The sequence below is a fragment of the Klebsiella sp. K-3 genome, assembly GCF_051207495.1.
GTDB classification, from domain to species: domain Bacteria; phylum Pseudomonadota; class Gammaproteobacteria; order Enterobacterales; family Enterobacteriaceae; genus Klebsiella; species Klebsiella aerogenes.
In genome coordinates this window covers 239,589-254,166 of sequence record NZ_JBPNXF010000009.1, presented here as the reverse complement: position 1 = coordinate 254,166, position 14,578 = coordinate 239,589, and the positions used below count along the sequence as shown (strand labels likewise).

13 protein-coding genes are annotated in these 14,578 nt (G+C 54.6%); 7 read left to right on the top strand and 6 right to left on the bottom strand.

Going from position 1 to position 14,578, the window contains the following annotated elements; all coding sequences use genetic code 11:
* The first annotated feature begins 5 nt into the window (after nt 1–5).
* Nucleotides 6–236, top strand: a complete 231-nt coding sequence (locus ACSEMK_RS17000) for a hypothetical protein (RefSeq protein WP_435336610.1) — start codon at nt 6–8, stop codon at nt 234–236.
* Nucleotides 237–461: 225 nt separating this feature from the next.
* On the opposite strand, the gene hcr is transcribed toward ACSEMK_RS17000, so the two are convergent.
* The 4 genes from hcr to aqpZ form a co-directional block, all read right to left on the bottom strand.
* Entirely contained in the window at nt 462–1,430 is a 969-nt protein-coding gene (gene hcr / locus ACSEMK_RS16995) for an NADH oxidoreductase (protein WP_087859972.1), read from the bottom strand.
* Between the two features lie 11 nt (nt 1,431–1,441).
* Entirely contained in the window at nt 1,442–3,094 is a 1,653-nt protein-coding gene (hcp, locus tag ACSEMK_RS16990; RefSeq protein ID WP_087859971.1) for a hydroxylamine reductase, read from the bottom strand.
* A gap of 144 nt (nt 3,095–3,238) precedes the next feature.
* A complete protein-coding gene (locus ACSEMK_RS16985; protein ID WP_047065549.1) occupies nt 3,239–4,138 on the bottom strand; it encodes a lysine exporter LysO family protein in 900 nt (299 codons plus the stop codon).
* Nucleotides 4,139–4,255: 117 nt separating this feature from the next.
* Nucleotides 4,256–4,951, bottom strand: coding sequence for an aquaporin Z (aqpZ, locus tag ACSEMK_RS16980; RefSeq protein ID WP_015367500.1), 696 nt, complete (start codon nt 4,949–4,951; stop codon nt 4,256–4,258).
* A gap of 395 nt (nt 4,952–5,346) precedes the next feature.
* Here aqpZ and ACSEMK_RS16975 point away from each other — a divergent pair, with 395 nt between their 5' ends.
* The 3 genes from ACSEMK_RS16975 to macB all read left to right on the top strand — a co-directional run bounded on the left by ACSEMK_RS16975 (nt 5,347) and on the right by macB (nt 10,218).
* The gene (locus tag ACSEMK_RS16975; protein ID WP_430914967.1) at nt 5,347–7,005 is read left to right on the top strand and encodes an ATP-dependent endonuclease; all 1,659 of its coding nucleotides are present in this window, start codon (nt 5,347–5,349) and stop codon (nt 7,003–7,005) included.
* A 154-nt stretch (nt 7,006–7,159) separates the two neighbouring features.
* Entirely contained in the window at nt 7,160–8,275 is a 1,116-nt protein-coding gene (gene macA / locus ACSEMK_RS16970; protein ID WP_430914968.1) for a macrolide transporter subunit MacA, read from the top strand.
* Nucleotides 8,272–10,218: a macrolide ABC transporter ATP-binding protein/permease MacB gene (gene macB / locus ACSEMK_RS16965; protein ID WP_213317966.1), complete on the top strand. Its 1,947-nt coding sequence runs from the start codon at nt 8,272–8,274 to the stop codon at nt 10,216–10,218. The genes macA and macB overlap by 4 nt, the downstream gene beginning before the upstream one ends.
* 68 nt (nt 10,219–10,286) lie before the next feature.
* Here macB and cspD read toward each other — a convergent pair whose 3' ends face one another.
* Nucleotides 10,287–10,508 carry a cold shock-like protein CspD gene (gene cspD, locus ACSEMK_RS16960; protein ID WP_015367495.1) on the bottom strand — a complete coding sequence of 74 codons (222 nt, stop codon included), beginning with the start codon at nt 10,506–10,508 and terminating at the stop codon, nt 10,287–10,289.
* Nucleotides 10,509–10,833: 325 nt separating this feature from the next.
* Between cspD and clpS the strand changes: the two genes are divergently transcribed.
* From clpS to ACSEMK_RS16945, 3 genes are all read left to right on the top strand, one after another.
* On the top strand, nt 10,834–11,151 hold the full coding sequence (gene clpS / locus ACSEMK_RS16955; RefSeq protein WP_015367494.1) for an ATP-dependent Clp protease adapter ClpS: 318 nt from the start codon (nt 10,834–10,836) through the stop codon (nt 11,149–11,151).
* Between the two features lie 30 nt (nt 11,152–11,181).
* Nucleotides 11,182–13,461: an ATP-dependent Clp protease ATP-binding subunit ClpA gene (gene clpA, locus ACSEMK_RS16950; protein ID WP_015367493.1), complete on the top strand. Its 2,280-nt coding sequence runs from the start codon at nt 11,182–11,184 to the stop codon at nt 13,459–13,461.
* 99 nt (nt 13,462–13,560) lie between these two features.
* Nucleotides 13,561–14,040, top strand: a complete 480-nt coding sequence (locus tag ACSEMK_RS16945) for a hypothetical protein (protein ID WP_087859966.1) — start codon at nt 13,561–13,563, stop codon at nt 14,038–14,040.
* 78 nt (nt 14,041–14,118) lie between these two features.
* On the opposite strand, the gene infA is transcribed toward ACSEMK_RS16945, so the two are convergent.
* Entirely contained in the window at nt 14,119–14,337 is a 219-nt protein-coding gene (gene infA / locus ACSEMK_RS16940; RefSeq protein WP_001040187.1) for a translation initiation factor IF-1, read from the bottom strand.
* Nucleotides 14,338–14,578 lie beyond the last annotated feature (241 nt).

Sequence of the window (14,578 nt, the reverse complement as noted above, 5' to 3'; positions counted from 1 at the left end):
GCCTGATGGCGGCATTAATGCCTTATCCGGCCTACGGTCCGTGCGGCCTGCCTTTAATTTATTCACCACGCGGGCTGACACTACTGGTGCTGGTGATCTCAAAATCCCCCGGTGGCGCTGCAGATTACCGGGGCTACAGTACGATGCGATTTGGTAGCCCGGAGAAGGCGCAACGCGCCGCGTCCGGGAAAACCCTTAAAAAGGTGCAAACCGATAACAGTGTGGCCTGCCTTTAATTTATTCACCATGCTGGCTGAAACTGTCGGTGTTGGCGGCGACTGGCCGCCCCCTGTGCGCTCCCTGCGCCATGAGGGGCATAACGCAGAAGAAATATCGGAGCGCAATGTGCTCAGAATTAACACAAAGCACATGTTTTCCCCGACCAAAACCGTTGCAAACCGATAACAGTATCTACGGTCCTGTAGCCCCGGTAAGCTGCAGCGCCACCGGGGATTTTGACCTCAGGCGAGAACCAGATCGCTCTGCGGATGGCAGGAGCAGGCCAGCACGTAGCCGTCGGCGATTTCCGCATCGGTCAGCGTCATGGTGCTGGTTACGCTGTATTCGCCGGCAACCACTTTGGTTTTGCAGCAGCCACAGACGCCAGCGCGGCAGGCGACGGTCACTGGTACTTTATTGCTCTCCAGCGCGTCCAGCAACGTGGTGCCGACCGGCGCGTAGAACGTTTTCGCCGGCTGCAGCTTGGTGAATTTCAATCCGTCGGTAGCGGCTTCCGCCACCGGGGTAAAGAACTTTTCTTTAAAGAAATGCGTCACGCCAAGCGCCGTCACTTCTTGTTCCACCATCTCCATATAAGGCGCCGGGCCGCAGGTCATCACGGTACGGCTGGAGAGATCCGGCACGCTTTGCAACAGCTCGCGGGTGAGGCGCCCGGCGATAAAGCCCGGCGTCGCGTCGTTTTCCGCCACCAGCGTTACCGGGTATTGACGCCACTCTTCGGCGAAAATGACATCCTTCGGCGAACGCACGTTAAAGATAACCTGCACATCCGCCTGCGGGCGGTACTTCGCCAACCAGCGGCGCATCGACATAATAGGCGTCACGCCGCAGCCTGCGGCCAGCATCAGAAAACGATCGCTTGTTTTATCTTCGCAGGTAAACTCGCCCATCGCATCCGACAGCCAGATATAGTCGCCGCGTTTTACATCGCGGGTTAACCACTGTGAGCCTGCGCCATCGTCAATACGACGAACGGTCAGCGTAATGTACTCACTGACCCCCGGCGTTGAGGAGAGCGTGTAGGCGCGCAGCGTATCCGCCGAATGGCGCACGCTAACCAGCGCGTACTGCCCGGCGCGATAGGGATAGTAGTCATGGCACAGCAACGAAATCGTCCATACGTCCGGCGTTTCCTGCTGAATATGATGAACCTGCATTCGCCACGGGCACTGTTGAGTTGGCATTGTCATGCGGTGACTCCTTATGCGCTCAGCAACTGCTGCATATCTTGTTCTACGGTAGTGACGGAACGCAGACCGAACTTCTCGTTGAGGACAGCCAGCAGGTCTGGCGTGAAGAAGCCAGGCGCGGTCGGGCCGGTGACGATGTTTTTCACCCCGAGCGACAGCAGCGTCAGCAGGATGACGATGGCTTTTTGTTCGAACCAGGAGAGCACCAACGACAGCGGCAGATCGTTTACGCCACAGCCCAGTTTTTCCGCCAGCGTTACTGCGAGAATAATCGCCGAGTAGGCATCGTTACACTGACCGGCGTCGACCAGACGCGGCAGGCCTTCGATATCGCCGAAATCCAGTTTGTTGAAGCGGTATTTACCGCATGCGAGAGTCAAAATCAGGCAGTCGTCCGGTACGCTGGTAGCGAAATCAGTGAAGTAGTTACGTTCGCCGCGCGCGCCGTCGCAGCCGCCGACGAGGAAGATGTGGCGCAGTTTTTCACGGCTGACCAGATCAATCAGCGTATCCGCCGCGCCGAGCAGCGTCTGGCGGCCGAAACCAACGGTGATCAGATGCGGGATTTCGCTATACGGGAAGCCGGCCATTTGCTGCGCCTGGGTGATAACCGGGGAGAAATCTTCGCCTTCCAGATGATTGACGCCCGGCCAGCCGACGATGCTGCGAGTCCAGATGCGGTCGTCGTAGGCGCCGACGGTTGGGTCGATGATGCAGTTCGAGGTCATCACGATGGGCCCCGGGAAGCGGGCGAATTCAACCTGCTGGTTTTGCCAACCACTGCCGTAGTTACCGATCAGATGTTTAAACTTACGCAGCTCCGGGTAACCGTGAGCCGGTAACATTTCACCGTGGGTATAGACGTTAACGCCGGTGCCTTCAGTCTGCTCTAACAGGTTATACAGATCTTTCAGATCGTGCCCGGAGATCAGGATGCACTTACCTTCGGTCGCTTTAACGTTGACCTGGGTCGGCGTCGGGTGGCCATATTTCGTGGTTTCACCGGCGTCGAGGATGCTCATCACTTTGAAGTTCATCTGGCCGATTTCCATCGAACATTCCAGCAGAGCGTTCATATCGGCAGGCCAGGTACCCAGCCACGCCATGATTTTATGGTACTGGGCGTAAATGTCGTTGTCGTACTGACCGAGCACGTGCGCGTGTTCCATATAGGCCGCGGCGCCTTTCAGGCCGTACAGGCACAGCAGGCGCAGGCCGAGGATATTCTCACCGATCGCGGCCTTGTCTTTATTTGGCGTATAGTCCGCCGCCTGACGTTGCAGCTCGCCCAGATCATCGCTAACCAACTGCAGATCGGCTACCGGGCTGTCGACCGAGGCCTTGGCATCAATATTCAGGCATTGCGCTTTCAGCGCCTCGCGCATCGCGATGGCCTGACGGGCGTAGCCGACGATACGCGGCGAGTCGAAGTTCACGTTGGTTAGAGTAGAGAAGAACGCCCGCGGGGCGAAATTATCCACCTCATGATCGATGATGCCGTATTCACGTGCCTTAACGGCCCATGCGGATAGGCCCTGCAGCGAAGCAATCAGCAGATCCTGTAAATCGGAGGTTTCAGCGGTTTTACCGCACATACCCTGCGCGTAAGAACAGCCATTTCCTGCCGGCGTACGGATAGTTTGTTCACATTGCACACAAAACATGATCACACCTTTTAAAGTTATATTTTAGATACATGTTTAAGGTTATGCCTGTCGCCGTATGGAGAAAAGGTATTTCTGACACAACTTAAAGGGAGATTGATTTAGCGCAATTTTGGCGGTAGGGAGCCTACCGCCATAGGGGGATCAGGCTGAGAAGAACGCCATCAGCACCGGCACCAGCAGGCTGAGGATAAAACCGTGGACGATGGCTGCAGGCACGATTTCCACGCCGCCGGAGCGCTGTAGCACCGGCAGAGTAAAGTCCATCGAGGTTGCGCCGCACAGCCCAAGCGCGGTAGAGCGGCTGCGCATTACCATGCCGGGGATTAACATTATCGCCAGCAGTTCGCGGGCCAGATCGTTAAAGAATGTCGCGCTGCCAATGACCGGGCCGTAGGATTCGGTCATTAGAATTCCGGAAAGGGAGTACCAGCCGAAGCCGGATGCCATCGCCAGACCGGTTTTAATGGGCAGACCAAGAATAAGGGCATTAATCACTCCGCCAAATAATGAGCTGGCCGCGACCACCACCGCGACAATCATTCCGCGGCGATTAAGCACAATTTGGCGTAAAGTCATTCCATTATTACGTAGCTGAATACCGATGAGGAATAATAAGAAAATTAAAGTATATTCGCTGGCTTCAGTCGCATGCTGTAAAAAAGAGAGGCCGCTTAATCCCAGCAGGAAACCAATTAGCACTACGCCAAGCAGCTGTAGTGACTCGAGAGCCATCGCCAGGCGCGAGGGTAATTTTTCCGGACGATGCTTGACTCGCCACGGCATTTTTTTATCCAGCCATAGCAGTGCTGCAATATTGCACAGAATAATAACCACAATGCTGACCGCGGAGTAATGCAGTATTGATAACAGATTGCTGCTGAGATTATCGAGGAATGCAAGGCTAATCCCCATGAAAAAGAGGATAACGTAAACAATCCAGCTAAGCAGCCGGGTAATCAGTTTCAGTGCGGAAGGGTGACGCAGAGGAATAAGGTAGCCGACAATCAACGGCAGCAGAATGATTAATAGTCCCGAAAACATGAACGGCAAGGTCCTTGCAAAATAAGAATAGCGCCACTGACACTACCCAATTCGCCAGGCCGAGTAAAGCTGTCGACAAAAAGAAAAAGCCCGGCGTCGCCGGGCTTTTTGCGAGGGTTAGTCGCGTTTTTCGAGCAGGGTGCGGTACAGCACGCCGCCGAGGATACCGCCGATGATTGGCATCACCCAGAACAGCCACAGCTGTTGCAGCGCCCAGCCGCCCTGGAAGATAGCGACCGCGGTGCTACGCGCCGGGTTTACGGAGGTGTTGGTGACCGGAATGCTAATCAGGTGAATGAGGGTCAGCGCCAGGCCGATGGCGATCGGCGCAAAGCCCGCCGGGGCGTTTTTATCGGTCGCACCGTGAATAACCAGCAGGAATCCGCAGGTCAGCACGATTTCGATAACGATAGCGGACAGCATGGAGTAGCCACCCGGAGAGTGTTCGCCGAAACCGTTTGAAGCGAAGCCGCTCGCGGCAGCGTCGAAACCGGCTTTACCGCTGGCGACGACGTACAGCACTGCGGCAGCAATAATACCGCCGACAACCTGGGCGATAATATAACCAATTACGTCTTTAGCCGGGAAACGACCGCCAGCCCACAGGCCTAAAGTGACCGCTGGGTTAAAGTGCCCGCCGGAAATATGACCCACGGCAAAAGCCATGGTTAATACGGTTAAACCGAAGGCCAGGGCGACGCCGGCAAAACCAATTCCCAATTCCGGGAAAGCCGCTGCCAGCACTGCGCTGCCGCAGCCGCCGAATACAAGCCAGAATGTGCCAAAGCACTCTGCTGCTAATTTTCTGAACATAACCACCTCAAATAATAATGTAAACGAACACGTTTTGACGTGCCGGTCTTTATTTATCGACGCAAAGGATGACGATAAAAATAAAGCGTCGCTATTCTAGGGACGAACGCCACCCTCGGACTAGTTAAATAAATTGATGTAATTTGATTTAGAGCAATGAGATGATTTTCCTTTCACCATGCATGATTTATGCAAGTGTAGAACACAACGCTGAAAAATAAACTACTACCGAAGATGAATTAATTTATTAATTATATGAAATCAAGAGCTGATACCTTACAAACTCATTTGCTTCTGAGTTCAATTGTCGGTGCGGGAAGCAGGGGGTGCCATGTTGTCTGCGCCTCGCTATACTACTGATTACTGAAGGAGAATGTGGGCCAGGCGGAGGGGATATGCATCTTGAGCGTGTAGAGATCGTCGGATTTCGCGGTATCAACCGTTTATCGTTGATGCTCGAGCAAAACAATGTGCTAATCGGCGAAAACGCATGGGGTAAATCCAGCCTGCTGGACGCTCTGACGCTGCTTTTATCGCCTGAGTTTGACCTGTACCATTTCGTACGCGATGACTTCTGGTTTCCCCCCGGCGATATTCAGGGGCGGGAGCATCATCTGCATATCATTTTAACTTTCCGCGAAAATGAACCCGGGCGCCATCGCGTGCGCCGTTTTCGACCGCTTAGCGATTGCTGGGTGCCCTGTGATGACGGCTATCAGCGCATTTTCTATCGCCTTGAGGGGGAGCTGGCGGACGACGGCAGCGTGATGACCCTGCGTAGTTTTATTAACTGCCAGGGAGAGGCGCTGGAGATGCAAGATATCGACGATCTGGCGCGCCATCTGGTGCGCTTAATGCCGGTATTGCGCCTGCGCGACGCCCGCTTTATGCGCCGAATTCACAACGGAACCGTGCCGCATTCGCCGCAAATTGAGATTACCGCCCGGCAGCTGGATTTTCTCTCCCGCGAACTGGTCAATCATCCGCAAAATCTCACCGATGGGCAAATCCGCGAAGGGCTGTCGGCGATGGTGCAACTGCTAGAACATTACTTCGCCGAGCAGAGCAGCGCGCAAAGCCGCAATCGCCTGATGCGCCGACGTTCTCATGATGAACAACGCAGCTGGCGCTATCTCGATATTATTAACCGAATGATTGATAAACCCGGCGGTCGTAGTCATCGGGTGATCTTACTTGGGTTGTTCTCCACTTTATTGCAGGCGAAAGGGGCCGTCCGCCTCGATCGCGATGCGCGGCCGCTGCTGCTGATTGAAGATCCAGAAACGCGGTTGCATCCGATCATGCTTTCGGTCGCCTGGCATTTACTGAATCTCCTGCCGCTGCAGCGAGTCACTACAACCAATTCCGGCGAACTTTTATCGTTGACGCCGGTCGAGCAGGTGTGTCGGCTGGTGCGTGAATCGTCCCGCGTCTCGGCGTGGCGGCTCGGTCCCGGCGGGATGAATGCGGAAGATAGCCGTCGCATTGCGTTTCACATTCGCTTCAACCGCGCGTCATCGCTGTTTGCCCGCTGCTGGTTGCTGGTGGAAGGCGAAACGGAAACCTGGGTTATCAACGAACTGGCGCGCCAGTGCGGGCATCATTTCGACGCTGAAGGGGTGAAGGTGATTGAATTTGCCCAATCCGGGCTCAAGCCGCTGATTAAATTTGCCCGCCGGATGGGGATTGAATGGCATGTGCTGGTCGACGGCGATGAGGCAGGAAAGAAGTACGCCGCTACGGTGCGCGGACTACTCAACAATGATAACGAACTGGAACGCGTACACTTAACCATGCTTCCGGCGATGGACATGGAACACTTTATGTATCGTCAGGGGTTCGATGATGTTTACCATCGGGTGGCGCAGATCCCGGATAATATGCCGATGAACATGCGCCGAGTGATCACCAAAGCCATTCACCGTTCATCGAAACCCGACCTGGCGATAGAGGTCGCGATGGAGGCTGGACGGCGGGGAATCGACGCCGTCCCGACGTTGCTGAAAAAGATGTTTTCCCGGGTGTTGTGGCTGGCGCGCGGGCGCGCTGATTAGCCCAGCAGCGAAAACCGTGCCATGTCTCGCCGCAAGACATCGCGGCAGCCCAACATCAATAAACATTAAGCATTGCTAAAATTCTGGCTTCTGTTCGCCGCCGCTTCCGTTAGAATCATCATCCGAGCTGCGGGGAATAGATCAGGAATTTTTTATGACATTGAATGGAAAACGCAGGAAAGTCTGGTGGCTGTTGGCGCTGGTGGTGGTTATTGCGGCCGTTTGGGGATGGCGCGTTCTGAACGTGCCGTTGCCGCAGTATCAAACGCTGGTGGCGCGTAAAGGCGATCTGCAGCAGAGCGTACTGGCGACGGGCAAGTTAGATGCGCTGCGTAAAGTCGACGTCGGCGCGCAGGTCAGCGGCCAGTTGAAGACGCTGCGCGTCAATATTGGCGATAAAGTACAGAAGGACCAGCTGCTGGGAGTTATCGACCCGGAGCAGGCTGAAAACCAGATTAAAGAAGTCGAAGCGACGCTCATGGAGCTGCGCGCTCAGTTAAAACAGGCGCAGGCCGAACGTAAGCTTGCGCAGGTAACCTTAGCGCGCCAGCAGCAGTTGGCGCAGCGCCAACTGGTCTCACGCCAGGATCTGGATACCGCCGCCACCGATGTGGCGGTGAAAGAGGCGCAAATCGGCACCATAGAGGCGCAGATTAAACGCAACCAGGCGACCCTCGACACCGCGAAAACCAACCTCGACTATACGCGTATCCTGGCGCCGATGTCCGGCGAAGTGACGCAAATCACTACCCTGCAGGGACAGACGGTGATTGCCGCTCAGCAGGCGCCAAACATCCTGACGCTGGCGGACCTCAGTACCATGCTGGTCAAAGCGCAGGTTTCGGAAGCGGACGTGATCCATCTTAAGCCGGGGCAAAAGGCCTGGTTTACGGTACTCGGCGACCCTCTGACCCGTTACGAAGGTACGCTGAAGGATATTCTGCCGACGCCGGAAAAGGTCAATGATGCCATATTTTATTATGCGCGGTTTGAAGTTCCCAACCCGCAGGGGATCCTGCGTCTTGAAATGACGGCGCAGGTGCATATCCAGCTGGCGGAAGTGAAAAACGTGATTACTATTCCGCTCAGCGCGCTGGGCGACGCCATCGGCGATAACCGCTACAACGTGCGCTTGCTGCGCAACGGGGAAGTGAAAGAGCGTGAAATCGTTATCGGTGCGCGTAACGATACCGATGTGGCGGTGGCGAAAGGGCTGGAAGAGGGTGATGAGGTCATTATCAGCGAAAGCACGCCCGGAGCGGCAAAATGACGGCGCTGCTCGAACTGCGTGATATTCGCCGCAGTTACCCCTCGGGCGACGGTGAAGTTGAAGTCCTAAAGGGCATCACCCTCAGTATTGCCGCCGGGGAAATGGTGGCGATCGTTGGGGCTTCAGGTTCCGGCAAATCAACGCTGATGAACATCCTTGGCTGCCTTGATAAACCCACCAGCGGTACCTATCAGGTTGCCGGGGTCGATGTGTCGCATCTGAGCGGCGATGAACTGGCCAGGCTACGCCGTGAGCACTTTGGCTTTATTTTCCAGCGTTACCATCTGTTATCGCACCTGACGGCGGCGCAAAACGTCGAGGTACCTGCTATCTATGCCGGCAAAGAGCGCCGGATTCGCCTTGAACGGGCGCGGGATTTACTCACCCGATTAGGTTTGGGCGAGCGGGCGGAATACTTCCCGTCGCAGCTATCCGGCGGGCAGCAGCAGCGCGTGAGTATCGCCCGCGCCCTGATGAACGGCGGCGAGGTGATCCTTGCCGATGAACCGACCGGGGCGCTGGATAGCCACTCAGGTGAAGAGGTCATGGCCATCCTGCATCAGCTTAAGGCGCAAGGGCATACGGTGATTATCGTCACCCACGACCCGCAGGTCGCGGCGCAGGCGGAAAGAATCATCGAACTGCGCGACGGTGAAATTGTGCGTAACCCACCGCCGTCATCGCTGGAAAAAGGCGGCGTGCTTCGCGCCGAAGACCGCGCGGAGCCTACCATCTGGCGTCAGTTCAGCAGTGGTTTTCGTGAGGCGCTGGTGATGGCCTGGCGGGCGATGGCGGCGAATAAAATGCGCACGCTGTTAACTATGCTTGGCATCATTATTGGTATCGCTTCGGTCGTCTCTATCGTGGTCGTCGGCGATGCCGCGAAACAGTTGGTTTTAGCCGATATTCGCGCCATCGGCACCAATACCATTGATGTTTATCCCGGTAAAGATTTTGGCGATGACGATCCGCGTTATCAGCAGGCGTTAAAATATGACGATCTGCTGGCGATTCAAAAACAACCATGGGTGAGCTCCGCGACGCCGGCGGTATCGAAAAGCCTGCGCCTGCGCGCTAATAACATCGATGTGGCCGCCAGCGCCGAAGGCGTTGGCGCGCAATATTTCAACGTTTATGGCATGACGTTCAGCGAGGGAAATACGTTCAATGAGCTGCAGCTGAATAGCCGGGCGCAGGTGGTGGTGCTGGATAGCAATGCCCGTCGCCAGCTATTCCCCCACAAGGCGAAAGTGGTTGGCGAGGTGATTTTGGTCGGTAATATGCCGGCGACGATTGTCGGCGTGGCCGATGAGAAACAATCGATGTTCGGCAGCAGCAAAATCCTCCGCGTCTGGCTGCCCTATTCCACGATGGCCGGGCGGGTGATGGGGCAATCGTGGCTTAACTCGATAACCGTCCGCGTGCAGGAGGGCTACGATAGCGCCACCGCTGAGCAGCAACTGGTGCGGTTGCTGGAGCTCCGCCATGGCAAAAAAGATGTTTTCACCTGGAATATGGACAGTGTCTTGAAAACGGCGGAAAGGACCACACATACTTTACAGCTGTTCCTGACCCTGGTGGCGGTGATCGCGCTGGTCGTCGGCGGAATTGGGGTGATGAATATCATGCTGGTGTCAGTCACGGAGCGCACCCGTGAAATCGGCATCAGAATGGCGGTTGGCGCTCGGGCCAGGGATGTTCTGCAGCAGTTTCTTATTGAAGCGGTGCTGGTTTGTCTGGTGGGCGGCGCCATCGGCGTGAGTTTGTCGTTGATGATCGCGTTCATTTTGCAACTGTTCTTACCCGGTTGGGAAATTGGTTTTTCGCCGCTGGCGCTGTTGACCGCATTTTTGTGTTCGACGTTAACCGGAGTGCTTTTTGGCTGGTTGCCGGCGCGTAATGCCGCGCGATTAGACCCGGTTGATGCGTTGGCGCGTGAGTAAGGAGATAAAAATGCCAGTCAGAAGGACTGGCATTTTATTAGCAGGATGTACACAATGAAGCAAAAGAGTTATGCAGCCGTTTCTGCTTCCACAGGAACAATCACGCTGGCGTGATTGCCTTTCGGCCCCTGGTGAACATCAAACCGAACGGATTGCCCGGCTTTTAGCGTTCTGTAACCATCCATCTGGATGGTGGAGTAATGGGCGAAAATGTCTTCGCCGCCGCCCTCAGGGCAAATAAAACCGAACCCTTTGGCATTGTTGAACCACTTAACAGTACCCATTTCCATACTTCGACATCCTTCGTAAATCTTTATAAGTAAGATGGAATGAACCGGTAGGGGAGTTACGAGTTGTACAATTGCTCGCCAACTCTCGCCAGTACAATTTAGAGAAATACGGAAATGCGTCAAGCAATTGACGAGGGTGGACGGTGAAAAATGCGTCAAAATTTGAAGCAGTTAACGCTATTGCTGGGGAATGTGACAGGCGTCGCGGATGGAAGCAATAGATGATAGTTATCTATGATCTATTGTAGATTTGTAACGTGCATAACCTCAGATCATCGACAGGCCGCGGCCTGTTGGCAACAGCAACCGATGACGAACATTGACGATGAGTAAGAGAGATTGGCTGGACTTCGATCAACTGGTAGAAGATGAAGTTCGTGATGCGCTTAAACCACCATCTATGTATAAAGTGATATTAGTCAATGATGACTACACTCCAATGGAGTTTGTTATTGACGTGTTACAAAAATTCTTTTCTTATGATGTAGAACGTGCAACGCAACTGATGCTCACGGTTCACTATGAAGGTAAGGCGATTTGCGGCGTTTTTACCGCCGAAGTTGCGGAAACCAAAGTCGCTATGGTGAACCAGTACGCCAAGGAGAACGAGCATCCATTGCTGTGTACGCTAGAGAAAGCCTGATTACAGGCATGAAAATTGGGGGAGGTGCCTATGCTCAATCAAGAACTGGAACTCAGTTTAAACATGGCTTTCGCCAGAGCGCGCGAGCACCGTCATGAATTTATGACCGTCGAGCACTTGTTGCTGGCTTTGCTCAGCAACCCCTCGGCACGCGAAGCGCTGGAAGCCTGTTCCGTGGACCTGGTCGCTTTGCGTCAGGAACTTGAAGCCTTCATCGAACAGACCACTCCCGTCCTTCCGGCTACGGAAGAAGAGCGAGACACCCAGCCGACGCTAAGTTTTCAGCGCGTGCTGCAGCGTGCGGTTTTTCACGTCCAATCCTCCGGTCGCAGCGAAGTCACCGGCGCCAACGTCCTGGTCGCGATTTTCAGCGAGCAGGAGTCGCAGGCCGCCTATCTGCTGCGTAAACATGAAGTCAGCCGCCTTGATGTGGTGAATTTCATCTCTCACGGCACGCGCAAAGACGAGCCCAGCCAGCCTTCGGAAAATAACGCGAGCCAGCCGGGTAACGAAGAGCAAGCAGGCGGGGAGGATCGTATGGAAAACTTCACCACCAATCTCAACCAGCTTGCGCGCGTGGGCGGCATCGATCCGCTGATCGGCCGTGATAAAGAGCTGGAGCGTGCTATTCAGGTATTGTGTCGCCGCCGTAAAAACAACCCGCTGCTGGTGGGTGAGTCCGGCGTCGGCAAGACCGCGATTGCGGAAGGGCTCGCCTGGCGTATCGTCCAGGGCGACGTACCGGAAGTGATGGCGGATTGCACCATTTACTCGCTGGATATCGGTTCGCTGCTGGCGGGCACCAAATATCGCGGCGATTTTGAAAAACGCTTTAAAGCGCTGCTGAAACAGCTTGAGCAGGATACCAATAGCATCCTGTTTATCGATGAGATCCATACTATCATCGGCGCAGGCGCGGCCTCCGGCGGTCAGGTTGATGCGGCTAACCTGATTAAACCGCTGCTTTCCGGCGGCAAGATCAGGGTGATTGGCTCCACGACCTACCAGGAGTTCAGCAACATTTTTGAAAAAGATCGCGCGCTGGCGCGTCGTTTCCAGAAAATCGACGTGACCGAGCCTTCTGTCGAAGAGACGGTGCAGATCATCAACGGTCTGAAACCGAAATACGAAGCGCACCACGATGTGCGTTATACCGCCAAAGCGGTACGTGCGGCGGTCGAGCTGGCGGTGAAATACATCAACGATCGTCATCTGCCGGATAAGGCGATTGACGTGATCGACGAAGCGGGGGCGCGGGCGCGGCTGATGCCGGTCAGTAAGCGCAAGAAAACGGTCAATGTGGCGGATATCGAATCTGTGGTTGCGCGCATTGCGCGTATTCCGGAGAAGAGCGTCTCCCGCAGCGATCGCGATACGCTGAAAAACCTTGGCGACCGTCTGAAAATGTTGGTCTTCGGTCAGGATAAAGCGATTGAAGCGCTGACTGAAGCTATCAAGATGGCGCGTGCCGGGCTTGGACATGAGCATAAGCCGGTTGGGTCTTTCCTGTTTGCCGGGCCGACCGGGGTCGGGAAAACCGAAGTCACCGTGCAGCTGGCGAAAGCGCTGGGCATTGAGCTGCTGCGCTTTGATATGTCCGAGTATATGGAACGTCATACCGTTAGCCGCTTGATTGGCGCGCCTCCGGGATACGTTGGTTTCGATCAGGGCGGGCTGTTGACCGATGCGGTTATCAAACATCCGCACGCGGTGCTGCTGCTTGATGAGATCGAAAAAGCGCATCCGGATGTCTTCAATATCCTGCTGCAGGTAATGGATAACGGTACGCTGACCGATAACAACGGCCGTAAAGCGGACTTCCGCAACGTGGTGCTGGTGATGACCACCAACGCCGGGGTGCGTGAAACCGAGCGTAAATCGATTGGTCTTATCCAGCAGGATAACAGCACCGATGCGATGGAAGAGATCAAAAAGATCTTTACGCCGGAGTTCCGTAACCGTCTCGACAATATCATCTGGTTCGATCACCTCTCTACGACCGTGATCCATCAGGTGGTCGATAAGTTTATCGTCGAGCTGCAGGTACAGCTGGATCAGAAAGGCGTGTCGCTGGAAGTGAGCCAGGAAGCGCGTGACTGGCTGGCAGAGAAGGGATATGACCGGGCAATGGGCGCGCGTCCAATGGCGCGGGTGATTCAGGACAACCTGAAGAAACCGTTGGCGAATGAGCTGCTGTTTGGTTCGCTGGTGGACGGCGGCCAGGTCACCGTTGAGTTGGATAAAGCCAACAACGTGCTGACCTACGGCTTCCACAGCGCGCAAAAGCACAAACCAGAAGCGGCGCATTAAATAAATTCTGAATTGTTCAATGATAAAGACCGGGCTGGTGACAGCCCGGTCTTTTTTTATTAGCGTGGGACGGGACGGATAAAATCACAAGGATGAACCATGAAACCCGGCAAATTTTTGCTCTGCGCCTCGCTGGCGCTGTTTTCCATTGCCGCTCAGGCGCAATGTCCGGATATGACAGGAAGTTATCGGTTTAGCGGCGCTGAAAATCCCTTCTATCTGGTTAAGGCTGCCGGGGGGCCAACCTATAAGGCGTTTTTCCCCACCGGATCAGGTAAGTATGTGAGCACATACACCATTGATATCCCCGAGGAAAAACGGTTAGAGGAGCAAATCCCGCAATGTGCCTTGCTAATCAAAGGCGCTGGGATGTTGGTGAAAACGGAGAAGGGAAAGAAAATTACCACCACGAGTCAGTCGCAAAATTATATGACTGAGAAAACCATTACTACCGATTATGGTTTAATGGTTTATTCCGGCTTCGCTTCAGAGCTTATTGGTATCGACAAATTGAGCGCTCATGTGCCGAAAGAAGCGCTAAATAATACCCTGCCGATAGATAAAGAGATGACAGAGTAAATCAGCGCGGGAAGCGGAAATGAAAAGACCGGGCATGAGCCCGGCCTTCAGCATCTGACGCCTTAGCGGCGGAAACAATTAGCGACTACGGAAGACAATGCGGCCTTTGCTCAGGTCGTACGGGGTCAGCTCAACAGTCACTTTGTCGCCCGTCAGAATGCGGATGTAGTTTTTACGCATTTTACCGGAAATATGCGCAGTTACCACGTGACCGTTTTCCAGTTCTACGCGGAACATAGTGTTAGGCAACGTTTCAAGTACGGTGCCCTGCATTTCAATATTGTCTTCTTTGGCCATCTAGTCCTCTGGGGTATCACTACCGTAGTTTTGAACCGGCAAGATAATGCCGAAGTTCAGCAAGTATGTAAAGTTTTACGTATACCCAAAACAGTTCGCGTCGCAGGCTGGCGATAAATAATTGCGCGCAGCCAGCGCCTGTAGCTTAAAACATGACGGGTATAAATCGCCGAAGTAGTTTTGGCGCATTGCCCGGAATACACGCGGTGAAACCGCATGACAGGCGCAAACGTAAAGGGCA

Bases quoted from the DNA above. Each gene is read 5' to 3' on its own strand.
- ACSEMK_RS17000 (WP_435336610.1), top strand. From the start codon at position 6: ATGGCGGCATTAATGCCTTATCCGGCCTACGGTCCGTGCGGCCTGCCT.
- hcr (WP_087859972.1), bottom strand. From the start codon at position 1,430: ATGACAATGCCAACTCAACAGTGCCCGTGGCGAATGCAGGTTCATCAT.
- hcp (WP_087859971.1), bottom strand. From the start codon at position 3,094: ATGTTTTGTGTGCAATGTGAACAAACTATCCGTACGCCGGCAGGAAAT.
- ACSEMK_RS16985 (WP_047065549.1), bottom strand. From the start codon at position 4,138: ATGTTTTCGGGACTATTAATCATTCTGCTGCCGTTGATTGTCGGCTAC.
- aqpZ (WP_015367500.1), bottom strand. From the start codon at position 4,951: ATGTTCAGAAAATTAGCAGCAGAGTGCTTTGGCACATTCTGGCTTGTA.
- ACSEMK_RS16975 (WP_430914967.1), top strand. From the start codon at position 5,347: ATGCATCTTGAGCGTGTAGAGATCGTCGGATTTCGCGGTATCAACCGT.
- macA (WP_430914968.1), top strand. From the start codon at position 7,160: ATGACATTGAATGGAAAACGCAGGAAAGTCTGGTGGCTGTTGGCGCTG.
- macB (WP_213317966.1), top strand. From the start codon at position 8,272: ATGACGGCGCTGCTCGAACTGCGTGATATTCGCCGCAGTTACCCCTCG.
- cspD (WP_015367495.1), bottom strand. From the start codon at position 10,508: ATGGAAATGGGTACTGTTAAGTGGTTCAACAATGCCAAAGGGTTCGGT.
- clpS (WP_015367494.1), top strand. From the start codon at position 10,834: ATGAGTAAGAGAGATTGGCTGGACTTCGATCAACTGGTAGAAGATGAA.
- clpA (WP_015367493.1), top strand. From the start codon at position 11,182: ATGCTCAATCAAGAACTGGAACTCAGTTTAAACATGGCTTTCGCCAGA.
- ACSEMK_RS16945 (WP_087859966.1), top strand. From the start codon at position 13,561: ATGAAACCCGGCAAATTTTTGCTCTGCGCCTCGCTGGCGCTGTTTTCC.
- infA (WP_001040187.1), bottom strand. From the start codon at position 14,337: ATGGCCAAAGAAGACAATATTGAAATGCAGGGCACCGTACTTGAAACG.